The sequence below is a fragment of the Aromatoleum aromaticum EbN1 genome (assembly GCF_000025965.1).
GTDB classification, from domain to species: domain Bacteria; phylum Pseudomonadota; class Gammaproteobacteria; order Burkholderiales; family Rhodocyclaceae; genus Aromatoleum; species Aromatoleum aromaticum.
On sequence record NC_006513.1, the window covers coordinates 3,898,408 to 3,920,743 of the forward strand.

Below are 22,336 nucleotides of genomic sequence, written 5' to 3' on the forward strand. Positions count from 1 at the left end.
CCCCTGTCCCATGGATACGCTGGATACCTTGCTCGACGCCCCATCCGATCTCCCGACGACCGACGCTCGCCCTGCACTGCCGCGCCCGACGCTGGTCCGCTGGCAACCCTTGCGCCTCGGCCTTGTCGAGCTGTTCCACTACGACAGCGAGGAATTCTGGTTCCGTGACGGCCACCTGCTGCTGCGCGGCAACAACGGCACGGGCAAGTCCAAGGTGCTGTCGCTGACCCTGCCCTTCCTGTTCGATGCCCAGCTCAAGCCCTCGCGTATCGAACCCGATGGCGACGCCGGCAAGAAGATGGCGTGGAACCTGCTGCTCGGCAAGCTCGACCGCCGTATCGGCTATGCCTGGATCGAGTTCGGCCGCATCGCCGACGATGGCGAAGCCCACTATCTGACTCTCGGCTGCGGCCTCTCGGCGGCAGCGGCAAGGGCACAGGTCGATGCGTGGTTCTTCGTCCTCGAAAAGCGACGCATCGGCGAAGACCTGTGGCTCACCAGCCCGGCGCGCAACGTGCTCACGCGCGAGCGGCTGAAAGAAGCATTGCACGAGCACGGCCAGATGTTCGATACCGCCACCGCATACCGCCGCGCGGTCGACGAGCGCCTGTTCCAGCTCGGCGCCGTCCGTTATGCGGCCCTGATGGACACCCTGGTCCAGTTGCGCCAGCCGCAACTGTCCAAGAAACCCGACGAAGGCAACCTATCCGACGCGCTGACCGAGGCGCTGCCACCGCTGTCGGCCGAACTGCTGACCGACGTCGCCGACGCCCTCAACCAGCTCGAGGAATACCGCTGCGAGCTGCAGGATTACGAAGCGCTCGCGAAGGCCGTCGGCCAGTTCAACCAGCGCTACCAGCGTTACGCCGCGATCAACGCGCGGCGCCAGGCCCGCGGCCTGCGCAGCGCGCAGAGCGGCTATGACACCGCCAGCCGCAGCCTCAACGAGGCGCGCACCGACTTGCAGGCCGCGCAGCACGCCGAGGCGCAGGCGCAGAGCCGCCTCGATGCCGCGGAGGCCGCACTGCTCGCCGGCCGCACCCGCCTCGACCAGCTGCAGTCCGACCCGGCGATGAAGGACGCGAATCGCCTGAACCAGGCCGAGCGCGACGCCGTGGCGCGAACCGCCGACCTCGCCGATGCGACGCGCATGAGCGCCGAGGCAACGGCCCGCCTCGAGCGCGAACAGCGGGCGCTCGACGAACGCGGCGCGCGCCGGACACAGGCCGAAGAGTCCCTCGCCACGGCACGCGAGGGCGTCGCCGCGGCGGCGCTGGCCAGTGGCATAGGCGAGCCGTGGCGAGTGAATCCGCTGGCGGCGCTACCGGCGGCCGAACTGGCGACGCTCGGCGACCTCCCCCTCGACACCGCGCGCCAGGATCTGCGCCAGGTAACACAGGTTCGACGCGAACAGCTCGCCTTGGTACAGCGCCGCGTCAGCGAAGTGGCGCAGGCCGAGGCCACCCACGCAGGCCGGCAGCAGGCCCGTGACGAACGCCTGGACGAAGCCGAAGCGGCCGCCGCCCGCCGGAGCGCCGCCGACGCCGCGATCGAGACCGAAGGCAGCCGCGTCGTCGATGCCTGGCAGGCGCACTTCGCGAACCTGCAGGTGCTGCAGGTGGCTGAGCCGCCGCTGCCCGCCCTGGCCTCATGGGTCGCCGGCCTGCAAGGCGACAACCCGGCCCGTGTCGCCTTGTCGTCCGCCCAGCAGCGCGCCGCCGACCATCTGGCCCAGCAGCGCGCCGGGCACCTCGTCGCGCAGAAAATCCTGCACGACGAGCAAGCGGCGCTGCACACCGAGCACGAGCGGCTCGCCCAGGGCGAAGACGCCGCTCCGCCGCCGCCGTATACCCGCACCGCCGAGGCGCGAAAGCAACGTGCGGGCGCGCCGCTATGGCAGCTGGTCGATTTTCGCGAGCACGTCGACGCCGCCCAGCGCGCCGGCCTCGAAGCTGCGCTCGAAGCGGCAGGACTCCTCGACGCCTGGGTCACCGCTGATGGACGACTGCAGGCAGCCGAGGGTGCGCCGCCCCTGCACGACACCCAGTGGACGGAACGACCGCACCAGGGCGCCTCGCTCGCCGCGTGGCTCGCCCCGTCCGCCGTTGCCGCAGTGCCCGTCGTCGACGCCGCGCTGCTGACGCGGCTGCTCGAAGGCATTGCCTGCTCCGCGCACGACGACGGCCGGGCCGAAGGCTGGCTTGCCCCCGACGGCCGCTTTCGCCTCGGCGCCTTGGCGGGGGCGTGGGCCAAACCGCAGGCCACCTACATCGGCTACGCTGCCCGCACCGCCGCACGTGCGCGACGGCTCGCCGAGATCGATCTTCGCCTGGGCGAGATCGCCGACGCATCGCGCCGGACCGACGACGCGCTGGCCGAGCTCGCCCGGCAGCAGGAGCGGGCGGCCGCCGAATGGCAGGGTGCACCGTCCGACGAGAGCCTGCGCGCCGCCCACGCCGACGCCGCAGCCCGCGAGCGCGAGTTCCAGACTGCGAAGAACCGGCTCGACGAAGCCGATCGCCAGCTGCGCGCAGCCAGCGACGCCTTGCAAAGCCGCCGCGATGCGCTGGCAGCCGACGCGGCCGACCTGCGCCTGCCCACCGACGCCGCGGCACTGGAAGCCGTCGGCGCCGCACTGCTGCATTTCGGCGAGACCCTGCACGGGCTATTCCAGGCCGTGCAGGAATTGCGCCTGGCGGCAACCGAACTGGCCCGCCAGCAAGAGCGGACACGCGAAACCGAAGCCGACGCCCTCCGGCGCGCCGAGCACCTCACCGAGCGCCGCCGGCAGGCCGACGAGGCTCAGGTGCGGCTGGCCACCTTGCGCGAATCGATCGGCGCGCAGGTCGATGAATTGCAGAAGCGGCTGCGCGAGGCACGCGCCGCAGTGAGCGACGGCGATCGCCATGTGAAGGCCGCAGGCGAATCCCTGCGCACCGCCGGCGAGGCACGCGCCCGCGGCGAACAGAAGGTGCTCGACGCCGACGCCACCCTGCAGGAACGCGCCGACGCCCGCCAACGTGCCATCACACAGCTGCAGAGCTTTGCTGCCACCGGCTTGCTGTCTGCGGCGCTGCCCGAGGTCGAACTGCCCGACCTGCGTGCGCCATGGACGATCGAGCCGGCGCTCACGCTGGCCCGCCGCACCGAGCAGGCCCTGGCGCAAGTGGCGGACGACGACGAGGCCTGGACGCGCATCCAGAACCAGATCTCCCACGACTACGGCGAACTCGGGCGCACCCTCACTGCGCTCGGCCAGCAGGCCCAGGCCGACACCAGTGACTACGGCATGGTTGTCAGCGTCATTTACCAGAACCGTCCCGAGCGCCCCGACCAGCTCACCGCCCGGCTCGATACCGAGATCGCCCAGCGCCGCGAGCTGTTGACGGCGCGCGAGCGCACTCTGCTCGAAAACCACCTCCAGGCGGAGATCGCCGCCGAAGTGCAGCGGCTCCTGCAGGCGGCCGAGCGGCAGGTCGATGCGATCAACAAGGAGCTCTCCAAGCGCCCGACATCCACGGGAGTCAAGTTCCGCCTCTTGTGGCAGCCGCTGCCCGAAGGCGGCGAAGGCGCACCCGTCGGTCTGGAGGCCGCGCGCAAACGCCTGCTCAACACCAGCACCGACCTGTGGTCGGCCGAGGACCGGCGGGTGGTCGGCGAGATGCTGCACCAGCGCATCGCCGCCGAGCGCCTGAAGGCCGACGCGGTCGGCGGCAGCCTGCTCGACCAACTCGCCCAGGCGCTCGACTACCGGCGCTGGCATCGCTTTCGCGTCCAGCGCTGGCAGGACGGGCAGTGGCGTCCGCTCTCCGGCCCGGCCTCGAGCGGCGAACGCGCGCTCGGCCTGACGGTGCCGCTCTTCGCCGCCGTGTCGAGCTTCTACAGCCAGGCGAGCTACGTCTTTGCGCCCCGCCTGGTGCTGCTCGACGAAGCCTTTGCCGGCATCGACGATGCCGCCCGCGCGCATTGCATGGGTCTGATCCGCGAATTCGACCTCGACTTCGTCATCACCAGCGAGCGGGAATGGGCCTGCTACGCCGAGCTGCCCGGCGTGGCGATCTGCCAGCTGCAGCGGCGCGAGGGCATCGACGCGGTCCATGTGTCGCGTTGGACCTGGGATGGCCGGGCGCGCCGGCGTGAAGACGATCCGGATCGACGTTTTCCGACTGAGAGTGAACTGCCCCCACGCTCACTTCGTTCGCTGCCCCCCGAGGGGGCGTCGACCTCCCTTGGGGCGGCCCGGCGAGAGGTCTAATGGATTCCCGCCTTCAACGACTGCTGGGCGGCCACGCCCTCGCGGGTCTGCGCAAGCGGCTGCGCCAACGCTATGAGCGCGGCGCATCGACGGGTGTTCTGCGTCTCGGTGCACTGAACGAAGCCGAACACGCGGCGCTCGCCGCACTCGCCGGCCGCCCCGCGCGCCACGTGCGATCGATGCAGATCAATGTGGCGGAAATCGACACGGCGCTCGCGCGTGCCGGTCTCGCCGCCTCCTTGCGCGATGCGCTCGAGCAACTCGACGGGCCGATCATCGACTTGGCGGCCCAACGCCTGCAACTACGCTCGCAATGGCAACGGCTGGTCGAAGACTGCGAACACCCCGGCCTGCGTTCCGCCCTGCTGACTCCCGTCGGACTCGGGCTGCTGAAGCGGGTGTGTGGCAGCCGGCCCGAGGCCGGTACCCGCCTCATCCACGACACGGATCGGGTGCTGCGGCGGCTGCCCGCAGCGGGCATCCCGCGCGCGCAACTGGCCGTTGCCGCGCTCGGCGATGCCCATGCGCTCGATGCCGGCAGCCCGGTCGCTACCCTGGTTCTCACGGCGCTGCGTCATGGCGCCGCAGCCGAGCTCGAAGGCGAACGCACGCGCGAGCTGTGGGCCGCAGCCGGCGTGCTGGTCAACGAACTCGCACGGCCGGCCCTGGCCCTCAACCTCCCCGGGCCGACGGGCGCCGAACCGGGCGAACCGGCCTATCTCTCCCTGCGCCGCCTGCTGCGTTCGCCACCAGACTGGGCCGTCACGGGCCGCCCGGTCTTCGTCTGCGAGAACCCGAACCTGCTCGCGATCGCCGCCGACCAGTTGGGGCCGGACTGCGCGCCGTTGGTGTGCACCGACGGCATGCCGGCCGCCGCCCAGCGCGTCCTGCTCACCCAACTGCGTGCCGCCGGAGCGATGCTGCATTACCACGGCGACTTCGACTGGCCGGGCCTGCGCATCGGCAACCAGATGATCCGCGAGCACGACGCCCGGCCGTGGCGCTTTTCGACCGCCGACTATCGCGCCGCCGTCGTCGGCGCGCCACGCCCCGGTCGCCCCCTGGACGACGACGCCGTCAGCGCGCTGTGGGATGACACACTCGCCGGCGCGATGCTCACCGAACGGCTGGCGATCGACGAGGAAGGGCTCGCCGACGTGCTGCTTGATGACCTGCGACACTGATTTGTGCTCAAAGGCCCTCCCCCGGTCACCTCTTGCCCCGCAACGCGTCCGCCAGCACCGAGAACGCATCGGCAAGGCGTCTTGCCGTTTCGCGTGGCAGCGGCACCTTGAGGTTGCGCAGCTTGGTATCCACTCCTTGCTGGTGCTTTGCGGTGCATGGCAATACCGGACGCAAATAACAAAAAAGCCCGCAGTGACGCGGGCTTACGTGGTTTATTGCCGTCTAGTGCGAGACAGTACGAGACTCAAATCACTCCCACTCGATTATTTCCGAGGACCGGAAACCCGCATAAAACCTAGCTTTGTGTTTGCCCATAAGAGCGTCTACCGTCATGTTTACCGTCAGAGAACGAGCGCTCTTGTGAGGTGGTTGCTCCAGTCATCAATGCGATCAGGGCCGAGGGCTGCAGGGTCGGTTGAAGCCCCGGAACGCGCCGAACACCCTGATAATTTTGATGATATAGGAGATTGCCGCTCATGGCGACGAGCAAGAGTCCGTGCGGGATGTCAGAAACTGATGTATGCTTCTTACAGACGAAGCATCATGAACACGCTGCCCGAAACCATCCTGCTCCACGCCCGATCCCTGCCAGAGGGAGGTTTGCTGTCGCCCAAGGAGTTTCTACACATGGGTACGCGGGCTGCGGTCGATCAGGCGCTCTCCAGGCTGACTAAAGAGGGCAAGCTGTTGCGGGTCGCGCGCGGCGCATATGTCGCGCCAGTCTCCAGCCGCTTCGGCACGCGCGCGCCGGCACCAGAGAAAGTGATCGAAGCGCTGGCAGCCCAAAGCGGTGAAGTGGTCGCCCCCCACGGCGCCATCGCGGCGAATACTCTGGGTCTCACCCAGCAGGTGCCGGTTCGTGAGGTCTACCTGACCTCCGGGCGAACTCGAAAGCTCAAGCTCGGCCGCTCCGAGATCGTGGTGAAGCATGTGCCTCGCTGGATGCTGGCTTTGGGCGCCGGTCCGGCCGGCGCGGCGGTGCGCGCCCTGGCTTGGCTGGGCCCGACGCATGCCAGCAAGTCACTGGCAACGCTGCACCGTTCACTTCCGTCGGCGGAATGGCAGATCCTTGAATCCTCCCGTGCGGCGCTACCGTCGTGGATGGCGCGTGCGATTGGCGAGGAAGCAGCGCGTTGGTGACGCCTTCCTGCGGCTCTGCCAAGACGACCAGCGCGAGGTTCTGGAGATCATCCGCGAAAAGACGCAGCGGCCAACGCTTCTCCTTGAAAAGGACGTGTGGGTCGTCTGGACGCTTGGTGCCCTCTTCGACTCGGTGCTCGCCGCCGACCTGACGTTCAAGGGCGGCACCTCGCTGTCCAAGGCGTACCAAGTCATCGACCGCTTCTCCGAGGACATCGACCTCACCTGCGACATCCGCAAGCTCATTCCGGACCTGGTGGGCAGCGAAGGTTTCTTGCCGTCGAGCCGCAGCCAGGCCGGCAAATGGACCCGCGCCGTGCGGGAGCGCTTGCCGGAATGGATCGCCACGAACGTGCGCCCCGTCCTCGAGGCCGCCCTGGCACGTGACCAGTTGCAGGCACGGCTGGAAGTGGGTGGCGAGGAAAACGACAAACTGCTGCTGCACTACCCCGCGCTCAAGCCCAGCAGCGGCTATGTTCAAACGGTCGTGACGCTGGAATTCGGCGGCCGCGCTACCGGCGAGCCGCATCAGGCGCTGCCCGTTGTCTGCGACATGGAGGGGCATGTCGAAGATGTTTCGTTCCCGACCGCCCGTCCCGTGGTGATGAGCGTGGCGCGCACCTTCTGGGAAAAGGCAACCGCGGCGCACGTCTTCTGTTCGCAGGGACGGATACGCGGCGAACGGTACGCGCGTCATTGGCACGACCTGGCGGCCATCGCGCGCAGTCGATACTGCGATGAGGTCATCACCGACCGCGCTGTAGCGGCGGCAGTCGCCGACCACAAGGCATTCTTCTTTCTTGAGAAGGATACCGACGGCCTCGTCATCAACTACAAATCGGCGGTGACCGGCAATCTGCGCATCGTTCCTGAAGGCGCGGTGCGCGATGCATTACAAGAAGACTATGCGGCCATGATCGGAGACGGCATGATGCTTGGCGAATCTCTCGCCTTCGATCAACTCATGCAGGTCTGCAGCGACATTCAAGAGCAGGTGAATCAGGCGGCTAAACCATAACACCAGACACAAAGGGGAGACCATGCGCGTGTCGCGACTGTCCATCGAGAACTTCCGCGGCATTGCCAATGCCGTGCTGCACTTCTCTGGGCATACCCTCCTGATCGGTGGCAACAATGTTGGCAAGAGCACGATCTGCGAGGCGCTTGACCTTGTGCTCGGACCGGATCGGCTGAACCGTACGCCTCCCGTCGAGGAGTTCGATTTTCGCAATGCCAACTACCTCGCTGATGACGGCGAGACGATCGTTCCATTGCGCATCGAAGCTATCCTCGTCGACCTCACCGATGACATCAAGACTCTATGCGCGGCAAATCTGGAGTTCTGGCACACAAGCGAAAAGCGTCTGCTGACTGAAGGTGAGATCGCTGCGGCCGACGACCCCCAGGTCGAGCTCTGTCTGCGCCTAGTCACCGTCGGACGCTACGACATCGACGAAGACCAGTTCGTCGCCCGAACGATCTATGGTCGCACCAATGAAGAGCCCGACGAAGAACCTAAGTCCATCCCGACTCGCGTGAAGCGAGCCATTGGCTTCCTCTACCTACGCACCATCCGCACAGGGTCACGAGCCCTGAGTCTCGAACGCGGCACCTTGCTCGACAACATCCTCCGAATGAAGGAAGCCCGTAAGGGCATGTGGGAGAGCATCCGCAAACGCCTGGCTGTGCTTAACCCGCCGATCGACGCCGATGCAACCGAGTTGGGTCCCGTTCTGGACGAAATCGAAGCGCGTCTAGCCGAATATATCGCGCCGAGCGGTGAAGGCCGTTCGACGCGCCTGTTTGTTTCCCAACTCACACGCGAACATCTACGTAAAACCATCGCCTTTTTCTTGACGATGGGCCAAGGCGAAGCTGCCGTGCCGTTTCAGCAGTCCGGCACGGGAACGCTAAACACCTTGGTGCTAGCACTGTTGACTTTCATCGCCGACCTCAAGAAGGACAACGTGATTTTCGCGATGGAAGAGCCCGAGATCGCGTTGCCTCCGCACACGCAGCGCCGCATTGCCAACTATCTACTCGAAGAGACCTCCCAGTGCTTCGTCACGTCGCATTCACCATATGTCATCGAGCGCTTCGAGCCCGAAGGCATCGTTAAACTCGATCGCAATGATCAAGGCGAACTGTCCGGTGTCGTGATCAAGCTGCCGGCGGGCATGAAAGCGAAGAACTATCGCCAGAACTTCCGCCGCGCGATTGCCGAAGCCATGCTCGGCCGCGGCGTGATCGTCGGTGAAGGCATCACGGAACAGGATGCGCTGCTGCTCGTTGCGCACAAGCTGGAGGAGCACAACCTCGACCTCTTCCCTCTTGATGTCGCGGGGATTAGCGTGATCAATGCGGATGGCGATGGCAACCTGGAGAAGCTGGGCGCCTTCTTCAAAGAGATCGGCATCCCCGCCTTCGCGTTCTTTGATCGGAAGAAGCGCACGGACCAGGAAATCATCGCCCTGCAAGGCACCTACGCAATTACCAAGGAGATCACGCAGAAAGGCGCTGAGATGTTGATGGCCGAGGAAACGCCACTGGATCGCCAATGGCAGTTTCTGGAGCTACTGCGCAACGAAGACAGCGAAGGTCGCTTTGGCATACCCGTTGTACGGCCCATCGATGATGCCGTGCGCGCCCTTGCCGTCAAGGCGCTCAAGGGGTTGAAGGGCGAAGGTGGCGCCGCGCGGCTACTCGAACTGTGCGCCGTGGGTGAACTTCCGCCCACCATCACGGGCTTTCTCGGCGAAATCTACCAGCGCTACCCCAAGCCGAAACGAAGACTGACCGCCGTCGCCGAAGCGCCCGCCGATCCTGCGATCGAACAGGAAGACACTGCCGTCGCTGCGGGAGATTGACCCTTGGCGCTTGTGATCTGTCCGCAGCGGCAGAGTGTGCTAGACGCGATAGGGCCAGTCCTCGTCACCGGCGGCCCTGGCAGCGGCAAGACAACGATAGCCCTGGCGAAGGCCCAGCGCCTCATCGCAGTGGGTCTGCCGCCGGGCCAGACAGTGCTGTTCCTCAGCTTTTCTCGGGCGGCGGTGGCCCGCGTCGTCGAAGCCAGCAAGGCTCAGTTGCCCAAGGCCTCGCAAAGCAAACTCTCGATCCAGACTTTCCATTCGTTCTTCTGGGAGATTCTCAAAGCCTATGGTTACCTGCTGGGTGCGCCCAGGCGGCTTCGCCTGCTGCTCCCCCACGACGAGACTGCCATGCGTCATCAGTTTGAGAGCGAGGGAGGCAACTGGGCGACGGAGCGCGAGCGCCTGTTCCGCAAGGAAGGCTTGGTGGCGTTCGATTTGTTCTCGACCAAGGCCCATGCATTACTGGCCGCGAGCGCGCGCCTACGTTCGCTCTTCTCCTGCCGTCATCCGATGATCGTGGTCGATGAAGCGCAGGATACGGCCGACGATCAATGGCAGTGTGTGCGGTTGCTGTCCGAAAACACACAGTTGGTCTGTCTCGCCGATCTGGATCAACAAATCTACGACTTCCGACCTGGGGTGAGTTCGGAACGAATCACGCATATCATGGAGGCGCTTCAACCATTGCGGGTGGATTTGCAGGGCCAAAACCATCGCAGTCCCAACTCCGAAATCGTTACCTTTGCCAATGACATGCTGCTCGGAACGCCACGCGGCGCCGCATACCAAGGCGTCTCGCGTATGAACTTCCGGGCGAACGCCGACAGACGGGATGCAGCGATCCGTTCGGCCGTCGGCATTGCGATCCAAAAGGCCAAGGCAGCGGCCACGCCAAACGATGTCGAAAACTTGGCGCTGCTGGCGACCTGGGGCCGCGGTGTCAACATCATTTCGCGCGCCCTAAATGGCGACGGCACCAACAAGAGTATCCCGCACCGCGTAATGATAGATGAAGCGTCGGTTCTGCTGTCGAGCCGGATGGTCGCCTTCCTGCTTGAGCCGCGCCCAGCGGAGTCAGCGGAACTAACCGATCTCGCCGATGCACTGGACCTGGCGGCGGCGGTATTCCGCGCGCGTGGCGGTAATGGAAACTTGTCGCAAGCGCAACGCCTAGCGATAAGCGCCACGCAAAGCCGCGCGGGGACAGCGCCGCGCGCCAATGGTGTTGCTGCGAAGTTGCTGGACGCATTGCGCACCCTACGTGTCCATAATTTCTCGGGCGAGCCCAAACGGGACTGGATCGAGGCGCGACGCATTTTGCGCGAGGCTGGCGCCAACCCGCTCGAAAGCATCGCCAATGACGCAGAACAATTGGTCGCGTTCCAGCGTGGTCGACGCATCGCCAGCAGTCTTACTGACTTGTGGCAGTCGCAGGGGAATTATTGCAATGCTCGGACCGCCTTGGATGCCGCGCTGGCGGAAGACCAACTGCTGTCGGGCGGCAATGATCTGCACGGCATCCAGGTGATGACAGTGCACAAGTCCAAGGGCAAGGAGTTCGACGCGGTGATCATCTTCGATGACCCAAACAGCAGCCCGTTGATTTTTTGTCCTGAGGACGCGCCGCATCCGCGCTGCCGGCGGCTGCTGCGCGTCGGTATCACTCGAGCTCGACACCATGTCTTGATGTTGACTGACATGTACCGACCATCCGAGTTGATGACGGGACATCGTCTATAGCAACTGAACTCTTGACTCGCGCGACACGGCCGCGCCAATGATCGAGCACTCATTCCAAATACACGCGCCCAGGATGTCCCGATGAACTCATCGATTAGCGACGGTCGCGACCCTGGTGATCCTGGCCTGAGGCTTGATGTAGCTAGTCGGAAGTTCTTCTGGACACGTGACGGCGACGCAACTATCTCCGGAGTGCAATTCGACCATGGATGAAGCAGTCGTCGTCTTTTCCCGAAAGGGGCTCTTTCAGATGCGCGTTACCGCACGCGAGGTCCGCAGCCGCGAGCACGCCCGCAAACTGTGGCCGCTTGTTGCACCGGGCGCTATTCAGCAGATGGTAACCTGGGTAAGCCCCTCCTTTGAAAACGGCAAGCTACGCCGGCGCTCGCACTTTCGCCAACTGCCCACCGAGAAGACCTACGACCTCAAGGCACAAAGAGCGGGCCCCGGAAATTCGGACAGCCGGATAGGTGGTAGCCTTGCCCCAGCGATGGCCGCGTGAGCGGCCCTGAAATGGAGCAAGAGCATGACGAGAAGGAAACGGCGAAACCACTCGCCGGCGTTCAAGGCGCAAGTGGCGGTGGCCGCGCTCAAAGGAGACAAGACGCTGGCCGAGCTGGCGCAGCAGTTCGACGTCCATCCGAACCAGATCGCCGACTGGAAGAGCCAGTTGATGGAGCGCGCCGCGCACGTGTTCGGTGACGCCTCGGCGACCGCGACCGCCGCACCGGATCTGACGAAGCTGCACGCCAAGATCGGGCAGCTGACGCTGGAGAATGATTTTTTAGAAAGCGCGCTCACCAAGGCGGGCCTGCTGAGCGCAAGAAAATGATCGACCGCACCCATGAACTGCCGCTGACGCAGCAATGCCGGATTCTGCGTCTGGCGCGCTCGTCGATGTACTACACGCCGCGAGAAGTGTCGGCGCACGATCTGGCGCTGATGCGCCGGATGGACGAACTGCATCTCGAGCACCCGTTTGCCGGAGCGCGGATGCTGCGGGATTTGCTGCGCGCCGAGGGGCATGCGATCGGGCGCAAGCACGTCGGCACGCTGATGCGCCGCATGGGCATCGAGGCGCTCTATCGCAAGCCCAACACGTCCCGGCGCCGCCGCGGTGACGAGATCTATCCGTACCTGCTGCGGGATCTGAAGATCGAACGCCCCAACCAGGCGTGGGCCGCCGACATCACCTACATCCCGATGCGCAAGGGTTTCGTGTATCTGTTCGCCATCATCGATTGGTCCTCGCGCCGAGTGCTGGCGTGGCGGCTGTCGAACACGCTGACCACCGACTTCTGCCTCGATGCGGTGCGCGAAGCGCTGCATCGCTACGGCCGCCCGGAGATCTTCAACACCGATCAGGGATGCCAGTTCACCAGCACCGATTTCACCGACCTGCTCAAAGACAACGGCATCCAGATCAGCATGGACGGCAAGGGCTGCTGGCGCGACAACGTCTTCGTCGAGCGGCTGTGGAAGAGCGTGAAATACGAAGAGGTGTACCTCAAGGCCTATGACAGCGTCGCCGAGGCCAAGGCCCACCTGGGCGCCTACCTGCGCTTCTACAACGAACGCCGGCCGCACCGCGCTCACGACGGGCGCACCCCCGACCAGGCGTACTTCGGCGCGCTCCGCGATGAGACGCCGCTGGCGGCATGACGGCACAAAGGCTGGCTCCGTGGATTTATGGACGATGCGCTTCGCGCACCGGGCCGCTTGCCGTGGAAAAGTCTGACGACTTTCCCACCGCGCAGCCCTTCGCCCACAAGCTCCACCGAGCTCGAACCGATTTTTATAAAATATGAGAAAGTCAAAACCAACCCAGACCTCGGGCCCCCGGCCCTAACCGGCAAGGCTCCACTTATCGAACCGGATTCCCTGTCCAGACAATCGGGGCCACCTCTCTGTCTCTGGCTTCCTGGCTCTACAAAGATCCCGCCGACGAGGCTGTTCCAGCCGGTAATCTTGTCGATGATGTCGCGGAGGATCAGGCAGCTGTAGGTGAGGTTGGCGAAGCCGTCCAAGTGGCTGCGCCGATCGTTCCGTATTCGGTCGAGGACATTCTCAAGGACGGATGCTTCCTCGAGCGGCCCGAGATCGATCTGCTGCTCGATCGGCTGCGCACCAAGAAGAACTTGATCCTTCAGGGCCCTCCGGGCACGGGCAAGACCTGGCTCGCCAAGCGGCTGGCGTTTGCGTTGATGGGACAGAAGGACGACAGCAAGGTCCGCGCTGTGCAGTTCCATCCCAACCTGTCCTACGAGGACTTCGTTCGGGGCTGGCGCCCGACCGGCGAAGGCAAGTTGTCGCTGGCGGACGGCGTTTTCATGGAGGCGATCAAGGCTGCGAGCAAAGACCCGTCCGCTAGGTTTGTAGTGGTGATCGAGGAGATCAACCGTGGCAACCCGGCGCAGATCTTCGGGGAGCTGTTGACGCTGCTGGAGGCTGGGAAACGCACGCCCAACGAGGCCTTGGAACTCTGCTATCCCGATGCAGATGGCAAGCGTCGTCCCGTCCACATTCCCGAGAATCTCTATGTGGTCGGCACCATGAACATCGCCGACCGATCACTTGCGCTGGTCGATCTGGCACTGCGTCGCCGCTTTGCTTTCGTTGGACTGGAGCCGAGGTTGAGCCCTGCTTGGCGGGATTGGGTGGTCAAGGAGTGTGCTGTCGATCCAGCCCTGGTGGCGGATATCGAACGCCGAATCGCCGAGCTGAACGACCAAATCGCGGCGGATGCGCGTCTTGGTAAGCAGTTCCGGATTGGCCACAGCTATGTCACACCTGCGCATCGGCTGGAAGCAGGAGACACGAAGAACTGGTTCCGGCAGATCGTGGAGACGGAGATCGGCCCGCTGTTGGATGAATATTGGTTCGACGCGCCCGACGAAGCACAAAAGGCAATTGCACGGCTGACGCAGGGCTGGTGATGAACGCTGTCGCAGAAGAGGCAGAAGATTCGTCCGCGACTGCTGAGGGGTTCATCGGACACATTCCGGTGCGCAACATCTGGCTGCTGATGCTCTATGCCTCGGACCTGTTCCGCACTCACGGTATCGGCAAGGTCGGTCTGGAAGACAGCCCGGACGAGCTGCCAGACCTGGTCGCCGAGATTCTTGCCCATGCGGTTGAGGTTCGACAGCGTCGTCGCTTAAGTCTCGGCTATCGATCTCGTGACGCCGTGCTCAACCGCGTGCGTGGTCGCATCGATGTTCTGGCCACCGAGCGTCATCAATTGCTGGATCGGGGTTTGGTGGCATGCCGGTTCGACGAGCTCACCATCGACACCCCGCGTAATCGCTTTGTCCGTGCAGCTTTGGAATCCGTATCCAGGGTCGTGCGGAGGAAGGACGTTGCCCATCGGTGCCGGTCACTTGCAAGCGGCATGAAAGCAATGGGTGTATCTGGCGATGCGCCGACACGGGCCCAAATGAGCACAGATCGTTTTGGCCGTAACGATGTGGACGACCGGTTCATGGTGGCAGCTGCGAAGCTGGCGTTCGATCTGGCGCTTCCCACGGAGGCATCGGGCGCGAATGTGCTCTCTTTACCGGATCGTGAAGCGACCTGGGTACGTCGACTGTTCGAGCGAGCGGTGGGCGGGTTCTACGACGTGGTGTTGAGCCCACGAGGATGGCGGGTGCTGTGCGGCGGCACTATGGGCTGGCAGATTGAGCAGAAGACTGCTGGGATCGAAAAGATCCTGCCGACGATGCGAACCGATGTCGTGCTCGACCATCCGTCATCTGGACGGCGGATCGTCATCGACACTAAGTTCACGTCGATCGTGACAACTGGCTGGTACCGTGAGGAAACCCTGCGTAGCGGCTATGTGTACCAGATCTATGCCTACTTGCGTTCTCAGGTGGGGCGCGGCGAGGCGCTTGCCGATTGCGCCAGCGGGTTGTTGCTGCATCCAGCGATCGGTCAGATGGTCGACGAGACGGTGGTGATCCAAGGACACCATATTCGGTTTGCCACCGTGAATTTGACGGCGTCGCCGGCGGACATTCGATCGCAACTGCTGCGACTCTGCGAGCCAACTGCGACTCTGCGAGCCAATCCAGTCAGTGACGACGGGTTCGTGAAAATCATGGGCAGAATCAGCATCGACACCTCGACCTCGCACTGATACCGAAACCCCCCTCAGAAGGCCTTCATTCCTGGGAGACTCCTCAAGCCGGCAAGACCTACTCTTCGAGCCATACGATTGCAGCAGCGATCGACAGCCATCGACCCGAGGTCAACATCATGCTCATCGATACGCCGAAGGAATATCCGAGCAAGGCCAAGTCTGAGTCACCAAGAATCGATCGGCAGGACATCGTCGAAACGCGACTGTGGCTCGAGGAACACGACTGGCTCTACAGCCTGCTGCGCAGCGACAAGAACGTGTCACCGACGTTCCGCTTCCCGGACCTCATCAGTTCCTGCGTCTCGCTTGTCTTCACGCGCCAGGATGCGTCTGCGTGCATCTTCCAGTTTCTCGGGACCGAACTCATTCTTCGATCTCCCCAGACACCGCGCCGCCGTGAATCGATGTGGCGGCAGCAGTACCAGTTGCTGTTGGAGCTACAACGTTCCCCCGCCAACCGACACCCCAACCCCAAGTTTCAACTCGACCAACTGACGACGGCCTGCGTCGCCCTGTGCCGGACAGCGGATCCGTCAGGTGCCGCCATTCTGCAGCAGGCGCGCCGCAACATGGCCGAAAGAGCCCATCACGGGTGGGATGCGCCGCCCGGTCGAGGTTTCGCTCACCTCAACGGTTGTTCCTGATCGGCATCTACCCGTTCCTGACCCGCTCGCTCACCTCGCCCGGCCAGACGCCGGACCGACCCGAACCCGACCCTGACCGTCTGCGCACCGCCGACGGCCCAGACCTCGCTGCCCGCTTCCCTGCGGGCCGTTCCGGTTTCGTTTGGAGAGGTGATCCATGGGTCGACTGCCGCAATTTGCTGCCCTGGCTGCCTTCGCCTTCCTGGCGCTCGCGCCCACCGGGGCGCAAGCCTGCTGGGAGGAGGCTGCCAAGCGCTACGGCATCTCGGCCGACCTGCTCTATGCCATTGCCCGGGTCGAGTCGAACCTGAATCCCCTGGCGGTCAATCGCTCACACGTCCGGCGCACCGGGTCCTACGACATCGGGCTCATGCAGATCAACAGCGGACACCTGCGGACCCTATCCCGTCACGGTATCCGGGAAGCCGATCTCTTCGAGCCCTGCACCAACATCCATGTCGGTGCCTGGCTGCTCGCGGACAGTTTTTCGCGGCGAGGCGCGACGTGGGATGCCGTCGGCGCCTACAACGCGGCCTGCTCGCAACTCAGGGGCCAGGACTGCGCCGAGGCCCGCGCCAAATACGCCTGGCGGGTGTACCGCCAGTTGCCTCGGCAACGCGGCCCACGCTCGAGTTCGCAGACGGTATCGACGGTGGCGACCCCCGGCCTAATGTCGGCGAGGGTCTCGCCATGATGGCTCGCGTTATGCGTCGCACCGGTTGGCTCGCCGTTGTCGGCTGCTGCACGGCCCTTGCAGCGTCGTGCAGCCTGTTCCGCGCGCAGGAGCCGCTCGATTCCACAACCGGACGGCACCCGACAGCACCCGCACGGTTGGCCCAACTCGACTTCGGCCGCGACGCCGTGTTCGCGCAGTGCGTGCCCCCAGCCTGCCCCACGCGCACGCCCAAGAGCCTGGCCACCGAAGCGCCCAAGCAGTCGATCGACCCTGCCGCGTCACCCGCCCCAGCCGAACCCGTCGCGCCCACCCCCGTGCAGCCCGCTCCTGCGACGACGGCGCCGTCCTCGCGCACGGTCATTGTGCAGTTCGCCCTGGGCAGCGCGAAGCTGAGCCGCGCCGCGCGTTCCCAGCTGAATGCGGCCATGGACGATCTACTCCAAGTGCGCCGCATCACGATCATCGGCCGCACCGATAGCACGGGGCCCCTGGCGTTCAACCAGGACCTCGCCCTGGCGCGCGCCCTCGCGGTTCGCGACCACCTTCGCAGGACGCATCCGGCGCTGGCCGCGACGCTGACCCTGCGCGCCCGTGGCGCGTGCTGCTTCATCGCCCCGAACGACACCCTGGCCGGGCGCGCCCAGAACCGCCGGGTCGAGGTGGTCTTCCAGATGAACGAGGAGCACCAGCCATGACCTCGTGCCGGTCGTTCGCCGATCTCGAACTCCTTCACCCGTCGAGCGCTCGCGCTCCCACCCGCCGGCGCCCTCACACGCCCACCCGTCTCCCCTACCCCCGTTCAACGCTCAATCCATTCCCGGAGGTTTTCATGAACACTGCAGTGCTCATTGCTCCCCGCGTTTCTTCGCGCAAGCCGGCGACCGTCGCGATGCTGTTCGCGACCATCGTGCTCGGCCTCGGTGCCGCCTTCCCCGGCTACGCCCTGGACCTGGTCGCCTTCACCGGCATCACCGGACCGCTCACCTCGGCCCTGACCCAGCTCGCCGATCTGGGGCCGGGAATCAAGGCGCTGGTCGGCTTCATCGGCTTCGTCGTCGCGCTGATTTCTCTCTCCGCGCTGCGCAACTTCGGTCCCGTTCTGTTCTACGTCGGCCTCGCCATCTTCGGCGCCGTCGGCCTGGTGATCGCCGGCGCGATCATGGGCGCGGTGGTCTGACGCCTGCCTCGACCCCTGGGAAACCGGCATGCGCACCGACACCTACATTCCCCGTCGTCTGGACGACCAGTGGAAGATCGGCTTCTGGGACGTCGATGTCGCGGCGCCGGTCGTTCTCATGTTCTTCGTCGGCTACCTGTCCGGCACGAGGATGTCCTTCGCCATCTGCCTGGCGACGGGCATCTTCCTCTCGCGCTGGATCTCGCGGCTGAAGGCAGACAAGCACCCGGCCTATGCCATCCACTGGCTGTACTGGCATCTGCCCGCGAGCCCCCTGACCGCGATGCGGGCCACCCCGCCCTCGCACCTTCGCCGCATGGTCGGTTGAGCCCGGAGAGCGCCCATGGACTTCGAACGGCTCAACGGCGACATCAAGGAGATGCGGCGCCGCAATCGCGGGCTCGGCCTGGCGGTCGGCGTGCTGGCTGCCGGCCAGATCCTTGCCCTGGTGGTCATCCTCAATCTGCTGGGAACGGTGCGCACGGTCGTCGTGCCGCCCGCCCTCAACCAGACTTTCTGGGTCACCCGCGACCAGGCCAGCCACGAATATCTAGAGCAGATGGGCAGCTTCATCGCCTGGCTGATCCTCGACGTAACGCCGGCGTCGATCGACTGGAAGAAGGGCGTCCTCTTGGGCTACGTCGAGCCCGAGCAGTACGGCCCGCTCAAGACGCGGCAGGAAGTGGAGGCCGAGCGCCTGAAGCGCATCAACGCGGCCACCGTGTTCGCGCCCCAGCAACTCGTCCCCAGCGAGGCGGCGCAGAGCGTCGTCATTCGCGGGCGCCTGCGCACCCTGGTCAACGGCTTCGAGACGGCCAACGAACTCAAGGCCTACCTGATCGAGTTCAGCTATGCCGGCGCGCGCATGCACCTGAAGGCCTTCAAGGAGGTGCCCTATGCGAGCAAATAGATCAGCAAGTCATCCAGCCACGACACCGCTACCAGTGCAGCGCATCGGACAGGCATTGTCGGCGATCGCTACGGTCGCCGCGGTGATCCTGGCAGCGCCCGTCCATGCCCTGCAGCTCGTCGAGGCCAGCGACGGCGTTTCCGTCGAAGCCATCCTCTCGATCAAGGAGCCGACGCGCATCCGCATCGAGAACGCGCCGATCACCGACGTATTCGGCAACATTCTGTCGAGCAACTGCGGCCCGTCTCCGGCGCTGCCCACGAACCCCGGCACCACGGCGCCCGGGGCCGGCCTGCCGACGATCAATCCGGGCGGCGAGATCGTGCTGGAGTGCGACCGCGACAAGGGCGAGGTCTATATCCGCCCGGTGGGCGACTCGGCAAAGCCGGTCAACCTGTTCGTCTCGTCGGCCGACGCCACCTACACGCTGCTGTTGCGCCGTGCCGACACCCCAGCCGACACCATCGTCATCCGCGACAAGACGCCCAAGGCGTTCAGGGCGACGGGGGCGGCTCAGGCGGCGGCCGGGCCGTCGCCGAATCCCATCCGGGCGATGAAGGCCCTGCTGGTGGCGATGACCACGGACCGTGTGCCGGCGGACGTCCAGGTGGAGGAAGCCCACCGCACGATCCAGCTTTGGACGGAAGTGCGCTTCTCGTTGGTACGCCAGTACGAGGGGCGCGGTCTCATCGGGGAGAAGTTCCTGCTGCAGAACGTCGGCACCGAACCCATGGTGTTGGCGGAGCAGGAGTTCGACCGAGACGGCGGTGAGGTCGCCGGAATCGCCATCGAGCACCACAACCTGCGCCCCGGCGAGAGCACCAGCGTTTACGTGATCCGGCGCGGAGGTGGGCGATGAACGCGCCGCGCCAACCCGCCCACGCCCTGCGCGCCCTGGCGGAACGCCTGTCGCCCAAGCAGCGCCAGTACGCGATGCTGGGGACCATCGTCGCCGGCGGCGTCGGCATCCTCTGGCTGATCTTCGCCTTCACCGGCTCCAGTGCCAGGAACGGCGAGGCCCGCACTGCCGCTGGGCAACCCGGCACCGTCACCAACATAGGCGTCATGCCGCCCGGCGGCCAGGTCAACCCGGTGGACCAATGGGTCGGCACGGCAGGACGCAAGCTCGCCCAGTACGAAGCCGAGCGCGAGGAGCAAGCACGGCTCAACAAGGACCGCCAGGCCTTCGAGGCGAAGACCCTGCAGCGCTTCGCGGAGCTGGAACAACGGCTCACCTCGGCCCAACAGGCCGCCGCCACACCGGCTCCGCCGAAGCCGGCAGATCCGCCGACATCCATGCCGCCGGCGCCACCGCCGCCCAAGGCAGTATCGGCGGGCGCGATGCCTCCCGGCGCCCCGGGGAATCTGCCCCCACCCGCGATCGCGCCGGCCATACCCACGATCACCCGCATCTCCCTGAACGATCGATCCGGGGTCAGCACCGGTTCCCGAGCGACGTCGAACACAGAAACGGCCTTGGCGTCGGGCGCCGGGGCGCTGACCCCACCTACCCTCTCCACCTTTCTGCCGGTGAGTTTCACGCGCGGCACCTTGTTGGGCGGGCTCGATGCGCCCACCGGCGGCCAGTCCCAGGCCAACCCCCACCCGGTGCTGATCCGCCTCTCGGACAACAGCGTGCTACCGAATCGCTTCCGCGGCGAATACCGCGAGTGCTTCGTGATCGCGGCCGGCTACGGCGACATCAGCTCCGAGCGCGCCTATCTGCGCACCGAGAGCCTGTCCTGCGTGCGGGCCGACGGCGCCACGCTGGAAGTGAAGATCCAGGGCAGCGTCTACGGCGAGGACGGCAAGGTCGGCATGCGCGGGCGCCTGGTCACCAAGCAGGGGCAGATGCTCGCCAATGCGCTGCTGGCCGGCGTGGTGAGCGGGATCGGCCAGGGCCTGGCGACCTCGTCGACTGAATACAGCACCTCGGCGCTGGGCACTGTCGCCAGCGCCACCGGTGCCGAAGCCTACCGTGCCGGCCTCGGCACCGGGGTCGGCAAGGCGCTGGACCGCCTGGCCCAGTACTACATCAAGCTCGCCGAGAACACCTTCCCGGTCATCGAGGTCGATGCCGGCCGCGAGATCGACGTGGTGATCACCAAGGGCGTGCGCATCGACGTGCCGATGGCCGCGAATGCCGCCCCGGCATCGCGCTTCCCCGCCTCTCCCGAAACCCGCTACCTGGAGACCTCCGACGATGGCAACTACTGAAGCCGTGCGCGGCCGCCTCGCGGCGATCGCGCTGATCACGGCGTTCGCGGGCGCATTCCCGCCGGCGCTCGCCGCGACGTCTGACGAATCCCGCCTCCTGACCGCCTTGCAGAAGGCCCATCCCGGCACGCGCTTCACCGAGGTCACGCGCTCCCCGGTGGCCGGCCTTTTTGAAGTCTGGATGGACGGCAACGTCGCCTACGTCCCGGCGAGCGCCCCGCGCTATTTCCTGTTCGGCCGGCTGTTCGACACCGAGACCCTGCGGGACCTCACCGGCCCGAAGCTGGCGCAGGCCGCGCGCACCAGCAGCCCGGCAGACTCTGCCGACGTGCAAACGCCAATCCCTCCAGTTGCCTTCGACCAGTTGCCGCTGGGCGATGCGATCAAGACGGTGCGCGGCAAGGGCGAGCGCCGGCTCGCCGTCTTCAGCGATCCCAACTGCCCCTACTGCCAGCAGTTGGAGCCGGAGTTGGCGAGCCTCGACAACGTCACCGTCTACACCTTCCTCGTGCCCTTCCAGGGCGAGACCAAACCGATCGCGGTGTGGTGTGCGGCCGATCGTGAGCAGGCCTGGGAGCGCCTGATGCTCCAGGGCGACGAGACACTCCTCAGCCCCGGCGCAACCTGCGACCACCCCATCGCCCGCAACCTGGAGTTGGCCCGCCGCCTCGGCGTGCAAGGCACGCCCACCCTGGTCTGGGCAGATGGCACGCGTACAGAAGGCTTCGTGGGGCGCACGGTATTGAAGGCGCGACTCGCCCAGGCCGGCATCCCGGAGCGGCAACCATGAAGACCCTCATCCTGCGCATCGCCACGGCCTGCCTGCTCCTCCCTCTGGGTGCCTGCATGAACATGTCGGGACTGGGCGGCGACTCAAAGTACGCCTGCAAGGCGCCCGAAGGGGTCGCCTGCGATTCGGTGTCTGGCACCTATGCCAATGCCCTTCATCATAACCTGCCCAGCCAGCGGGCGCGGCGCTCCCCCGCCGCCCGCCAAGAGGAATCCGACGAGCGGGCTCCCCAAGCGACGACGCGCGCTGCATCTCCTGCAACGGCCGGCGATGCCGGTACCAGCGTGACGCCCAGCCCCTTGCGCTCGCAGGCCCGCGTCCTGCGCCTGTGGATCAAGCCTTGGGAAGACGCGGACGGTGACCTGTACGACCAGGGCTACGTGTATGTGCAGGTGGACAACGGCCAATGGCTGATCGACCACGTGCAGCGCCAGATCCGCGACGCCTATGCGCCACTGAAGCCACCGCCCAAATCCGCTCCGGATACCGCCACCGAATCGAACCCCGGAGGCAACTCGCCGGCCGCGCCGAGCTTGCTGCAGCGGCCAACCGTCACCGGACCCGGCGCCAGCCGCGCACAGTGAGGACGCC

At 65.6% G+C, this 22,336-nt stretch carries 20 protein-coding genes; all 20 read left to right on the top strand.

The genetic code is table 11. The features are described 5' to 3' along the window. The first annotated feature begins 10 nt into the window (after positions 1-10). The 20 genes from EBN1_RS18640 to traV all read left to right on the top strand — a co-directional run bounded on the left by EBN1_RS18640 (position 11) and on the right by traV (position 22,329). On the top strand, positions 11-4,255 hold the full coding sequence (locus EBN1_RS18640) for a TIGR02680 family protein (RefSeq protein WP_049780314.1): 4,245 nt from the start codon (positions 11-13) through the stop codon (positions 4,253-4,255). Further along, positions 4,255-5,439 carry a TIGR02679 family protein gene (locus tag EBN1_RS18645; RefSeq protein WP_011239538.1) on the top strand — a complete coding sequence of 395 codons (1,185 nt, stop codon included), beginning with the start codon at positions 4,255-4,257 and terminating at the stop codon, positions 5,437-5,439. Before EBN1_RS18640 ends, EBN1_RS18645 begins: the two co-directional genes overlap by 1 nt. Positions 5,440-5,983: 544 nt before the next feature. Then, positions 5,984-6,580: a DUF6088 family protein gene (locus EBN1_RS18650; RefSeq protein ID WP_041646592.1), complete on the top strand. Its 597-nt coding sequence runs from the start codon at positions 5,984-5,986 to the stop codon at positions 6,578-6,580. Then, positions 6,549-7,598: a nucleotidyl transferase AbiEii/AbiGii toxin family protein gene (locus EBN1_RS18655; RefSeq protein WP_011239540.1), complete on the top strand. Its 1,050-nt coding sequence runs from the start codon at positions 6,549-6,551 to the stop codon at positions 7,596-7,598. The genes EBN1_RS18650 and EBN1_RS18655 overlap by 32 nt, the downstream gene beginning before the upstream one ends. Positions 7,599-7,620: 22 nt before the next feature. Then, positions 7,621-9,447 carry an ATP-dependent nuclease gene (locus EBN1_RS18660; protein WP_011239541.1) on the top strand — a complete coding sequence of 609 codons (1,827 nt, stop codon included), beginning with the start codon at positions 7,621-7,623 and terminating at the stop codon, positions 9,445-9,447. 12 nt (positions 9,448-9,459) lie between these two features. After that, entirely contained in the window at positions 9,460-11,190 is a 1,731-nt protein-coding gene (locus tag EBN1_RS18665) for a UvrD-helicase domain-containing protein (protein ID WP_041647651.1), read from the top strand. Positions 11,191-11,395: 205 nt separating this feature from the next. After that, complete coding sequence (locus tag EBN1_RS18670; RefSeq protein WP_011239543.1) at positions 11,396-11,692, top strand: hypothetical protein; 297 nt, start codon at positions 11,396-11,398, stop codon at positions 11,690-11,692. 24 nt (positions 11,693-11,716) lie between these two features. Continuing rightward, positions 11,717-12,852 (top strand): IS3-like element ISAzo18 family transposase gene (locus EBN1_RS18675; RefSeq protein WP_085938645.1). Its coding sequence is split into 2 segments (ribosomal slippage): positions 11,717-11,969 and positions 11,969-12,852, totalling 1,137 coding nucleotides; the frame shifts between segments, so codons are not numbered across the junction. Positions 12,853-13,217: 365 nt separating this feature from the next. Next, positions 13,218-14,126, top strand: a complete 909-nt coding sequence (locus tag EBN1_RS18680; protein ID WP_197531831.1) for an AAA family ATPase — start codon at positions 13,218-13,220, stop codon at positions 14,124-14,126. Next, entirely contained in the window at positions 14,126-15,328 is a 1,203-nt protein-coding gene (mcrC, locus tag EBN1_RS18685; RefSeq protein ID WP_011239545.1) for a 5-methylcytosine-specific restriction endonuclease system specificity protein McrC, read from the top strand. Before EBN1_RS18680 ends, mcrC begins: the two co-directional genes overlap by 1 nt. 119 nt (positions 15,329-15,447) lie before the next feature. Beyond that, on the top strand, positions 15,448-15,975 hold the full coding sequence (locus EBN1_RS18690) for a hypothetical protein (RefSeq protein ID WP_011239546.1): 528 nt from the start codon (positions 15,448-15,450) through the stop codon (positions 15,973-15,975). Positions 15,976-16,132: 157 nt separating this feature from the next. Further along, complete coding sequence (locus tag EBN1_RS18695) at positions 16,133-16,669, top strand: lytic transglycosylase domain-containing protein (protein WP_011239547.1); 537 nt, start codon at positions 16,133-16,135, stop codon at positions 16,667-16,669. Beyond that, positions 16,666-17,346, top strand: coding sequence for an OmpA family protein (locus tag EBN1_RS18700; protein WP_011239548.1), 681 nt, complete (start codon positions 16,666-16,668; stop codon positions 17,344-17,346). Before EBN1_RS18695 ends, EBN1_RS18700 begins: the two co-directional genes overlap by 4 nt. 134 nt (positions 17,347-17,480) lie before the next feature. After that, positions 17,481-17,828 carry a hypothetical protein gene (locus tag EBN1_RS18705; RefSeq protein ID WP_041646593.1) on the top strand — a complete coding sequence of 116 codons (348 nt, stop codon included), beginning with the start codon at positions 17,481-17,483 and terminating at the stop codon, positions 17,826-17,828. A gap of 28 nt (positions 17,829-17,856) precedes the next feature. After that, positions 17,857-18,156: a type IV conjugative transfer system protein TraL gene (gene traL, locus EBN1_RS18710; RefSeq protein WP_041646594.1), complete on the top strand. Its 300-nt coding sequence runs from the start codon at positions 17,857-17,859 to the stop codon at positions 18,154-18,156. A gap of 15 nt (positions 18,157-18,171) precedes the next feature. Continuing rightward, the gene (gene traE / locus EBN1_RS18715; RefSeq protein ID WP_011239550.1) at positions 18,172-18,738 is read left to right on the top strand and encodes a type IV conjugative transfer system protein TraE; all 567 of its coding nucleotides are present in this window, start codon (positions 18,172-18,174) and stop codon (positions 18,736-18,738) included. A gap of 34 nt (positions 18,739-18,772) precedes the next feature. Continuing rightward, complete coding sequence (locus tag EBN1_RS18720; protein WP_241762769.1) at positions 18,773-19,597, top strand: type-F conjugative transfer system secretin TraK; 825 nt, start codon at positions 18,773-18,775, stop codon at positions 19,595-19,597. Continuing rightward, complete coding sequence (locus EBN1_RS18725; RefSeq protein WP_011239552.1) at positions 19,594-20,955, top strand: TraB/TrbI/VirB10 family type IV secretion system protein; 1,362 nt, start codon at positions 19,594-19,596, stop codon at positions 20,953-20,955. The genes EBN1_RS18720 and EBN1_RS18725 overlap by 4 nt, the downstream gene beginning before the upstream one ends. After that, the gene (locus EBN1_RS18730) at positions 20,942-21,745 is read left to right on the top strand and encodes a DsbC family protein (protein WP_011239553.1); all 804 of its coding nucleotides are present in this window, start codon (positions 20,942-20,944) and stop codon (positions 21,743-21,745) included. The genes EBN1_RS18725 and EBN1_RS18730 overlap by 14 nt, the downstream gene beginning before the upstream one ends. After that, a complete protein-coding gene (gene traV, locus EBN1_RS18735; RefSeq protein ID WP_011239554.1) occupies positions 21,742-22,329 on the top strand; it encodes a type IV conjugative transfer system lipoprotein TraV in 588 nt (195 codons plus the stop codon). Before EBN1_RS18730 ends, traV begins: the two co-directional genes overlap by 4 nt. The last annotated feature ends 7 nt before the right edge of the window (positions 22,330-22,336 follow it).

What these genes read in the sequence shown, in the direction of transcription:
- EBN1_RS18640 (WP_049780314.1), top strand. Translation starts at nt 11, where the DNA reads ATGGATACGCTGGATACCTTGCTCGACGCCCCATCCGATCTCCCGACG.
- EBN1_RS18645 (WP_011239538.1), top strand. Translation starts at nt 4,255, where the DNA reads ATGGATTCCCGCCTTCAACGACTGCTGGGCGGCCACGCCCTCGCGGGT.
- EBN1_RS18650 (WP_041646592.1), top strand. Translation starts at nt 5,984, where the DNA reads ATGAACACGCTGCCCGAAACCATCCTGCTCCACGCCCGATCCCTGCCA.
- EBN1_RS18660 (WP_011239541.1), top strand. Translation starts at nt 7,621, where the DNA reads ATGCGCGTGTCGCGACTGTCCATCGAGAACTTCCGCGGCATTGCCAAT.
- EBN1_RS18670 (WP_011239543.1), top strand. Translation starts at nt 11,396, where the DNA reads ATGGATGAAGCAGTCGTCGTCTTTTCCCGAAAGGGGCTCTTTCAGATG.
- mcrC (WP_011239545.1), top strand. Translation starts at nt 14,126, where the DNA reads ATGAACGCTGTCGCAGAAGAGGCAGAAGATTCGTCCGCGACTGCTGAG.
- EBN1_RS18690 (WP_011239546.1), top strand. Translation starts at nt 15,448, where the DNA reads ATGCTCATCGATACGCCGAAGGAATATCCGAGCAAGGCCAAGTCTGAG.
- EBN1_RS18695 (WP_011239547.1), top strand. Translation starts at nt 16,133, where the DNA reads ATGGGTCGACTGCCGCAATTTGCTGCCCTGGCTGCCTTCGCCTTCCTG.
- EBN1_RS18700 (WP_011239548.1), top strand. Translation starts at nt 16,666, where the DNA reads ATGATGGCTCGCGTTATGCGTCGCACCGGTTGGCTCGCCGTTGTCGGC.
- EBN1_RS18705 (WP_041646593.1), top strand. Translation starts at nt 17,481, where the DNA reads ATGAACACTGCAGTGCTCATTGCTCCCCGCGTTTCTTCGCGCAAGCCG.
- traL (WP_041646594.1), top strand. Translation starts at nt 17,857, where the DNA reads ATGCGCACCGACACCTACATTCCCCGTCGTCTGGACGACCAGTGGAAG.
- traE (WP_011239550.1), top strand. Translation starts at nt 18,172, where the DNA reads ATGGACTTCGAACGGCTCAACGGCGACATCAAGGAGATGCGGCGCCGC.
- EBN1_RS18725 (WP_011239552.1), top strand. Translation starts at nt 19,594, where the DNA reads ATGAACGCGCCGCGCCAACCCGCCCACGCCCTGCGCGCCCTGGCGGAA.
- EBN1_RS18730 (WP_011239553.1), top strand. Translation starts at nt 20,942, where the DNA reads ATGGCAACTACTGAAGCCGTGCGCGGCCGCCTCGCGGCGATCGCGCTG.
- traV (WP_011239554.1), top strand. Translation starts at nt 21,742, where the DNA reads ATGAAGACCCTCATCCTGCGCATCGCCACGGCCTGCCTGCTCCTCCCT.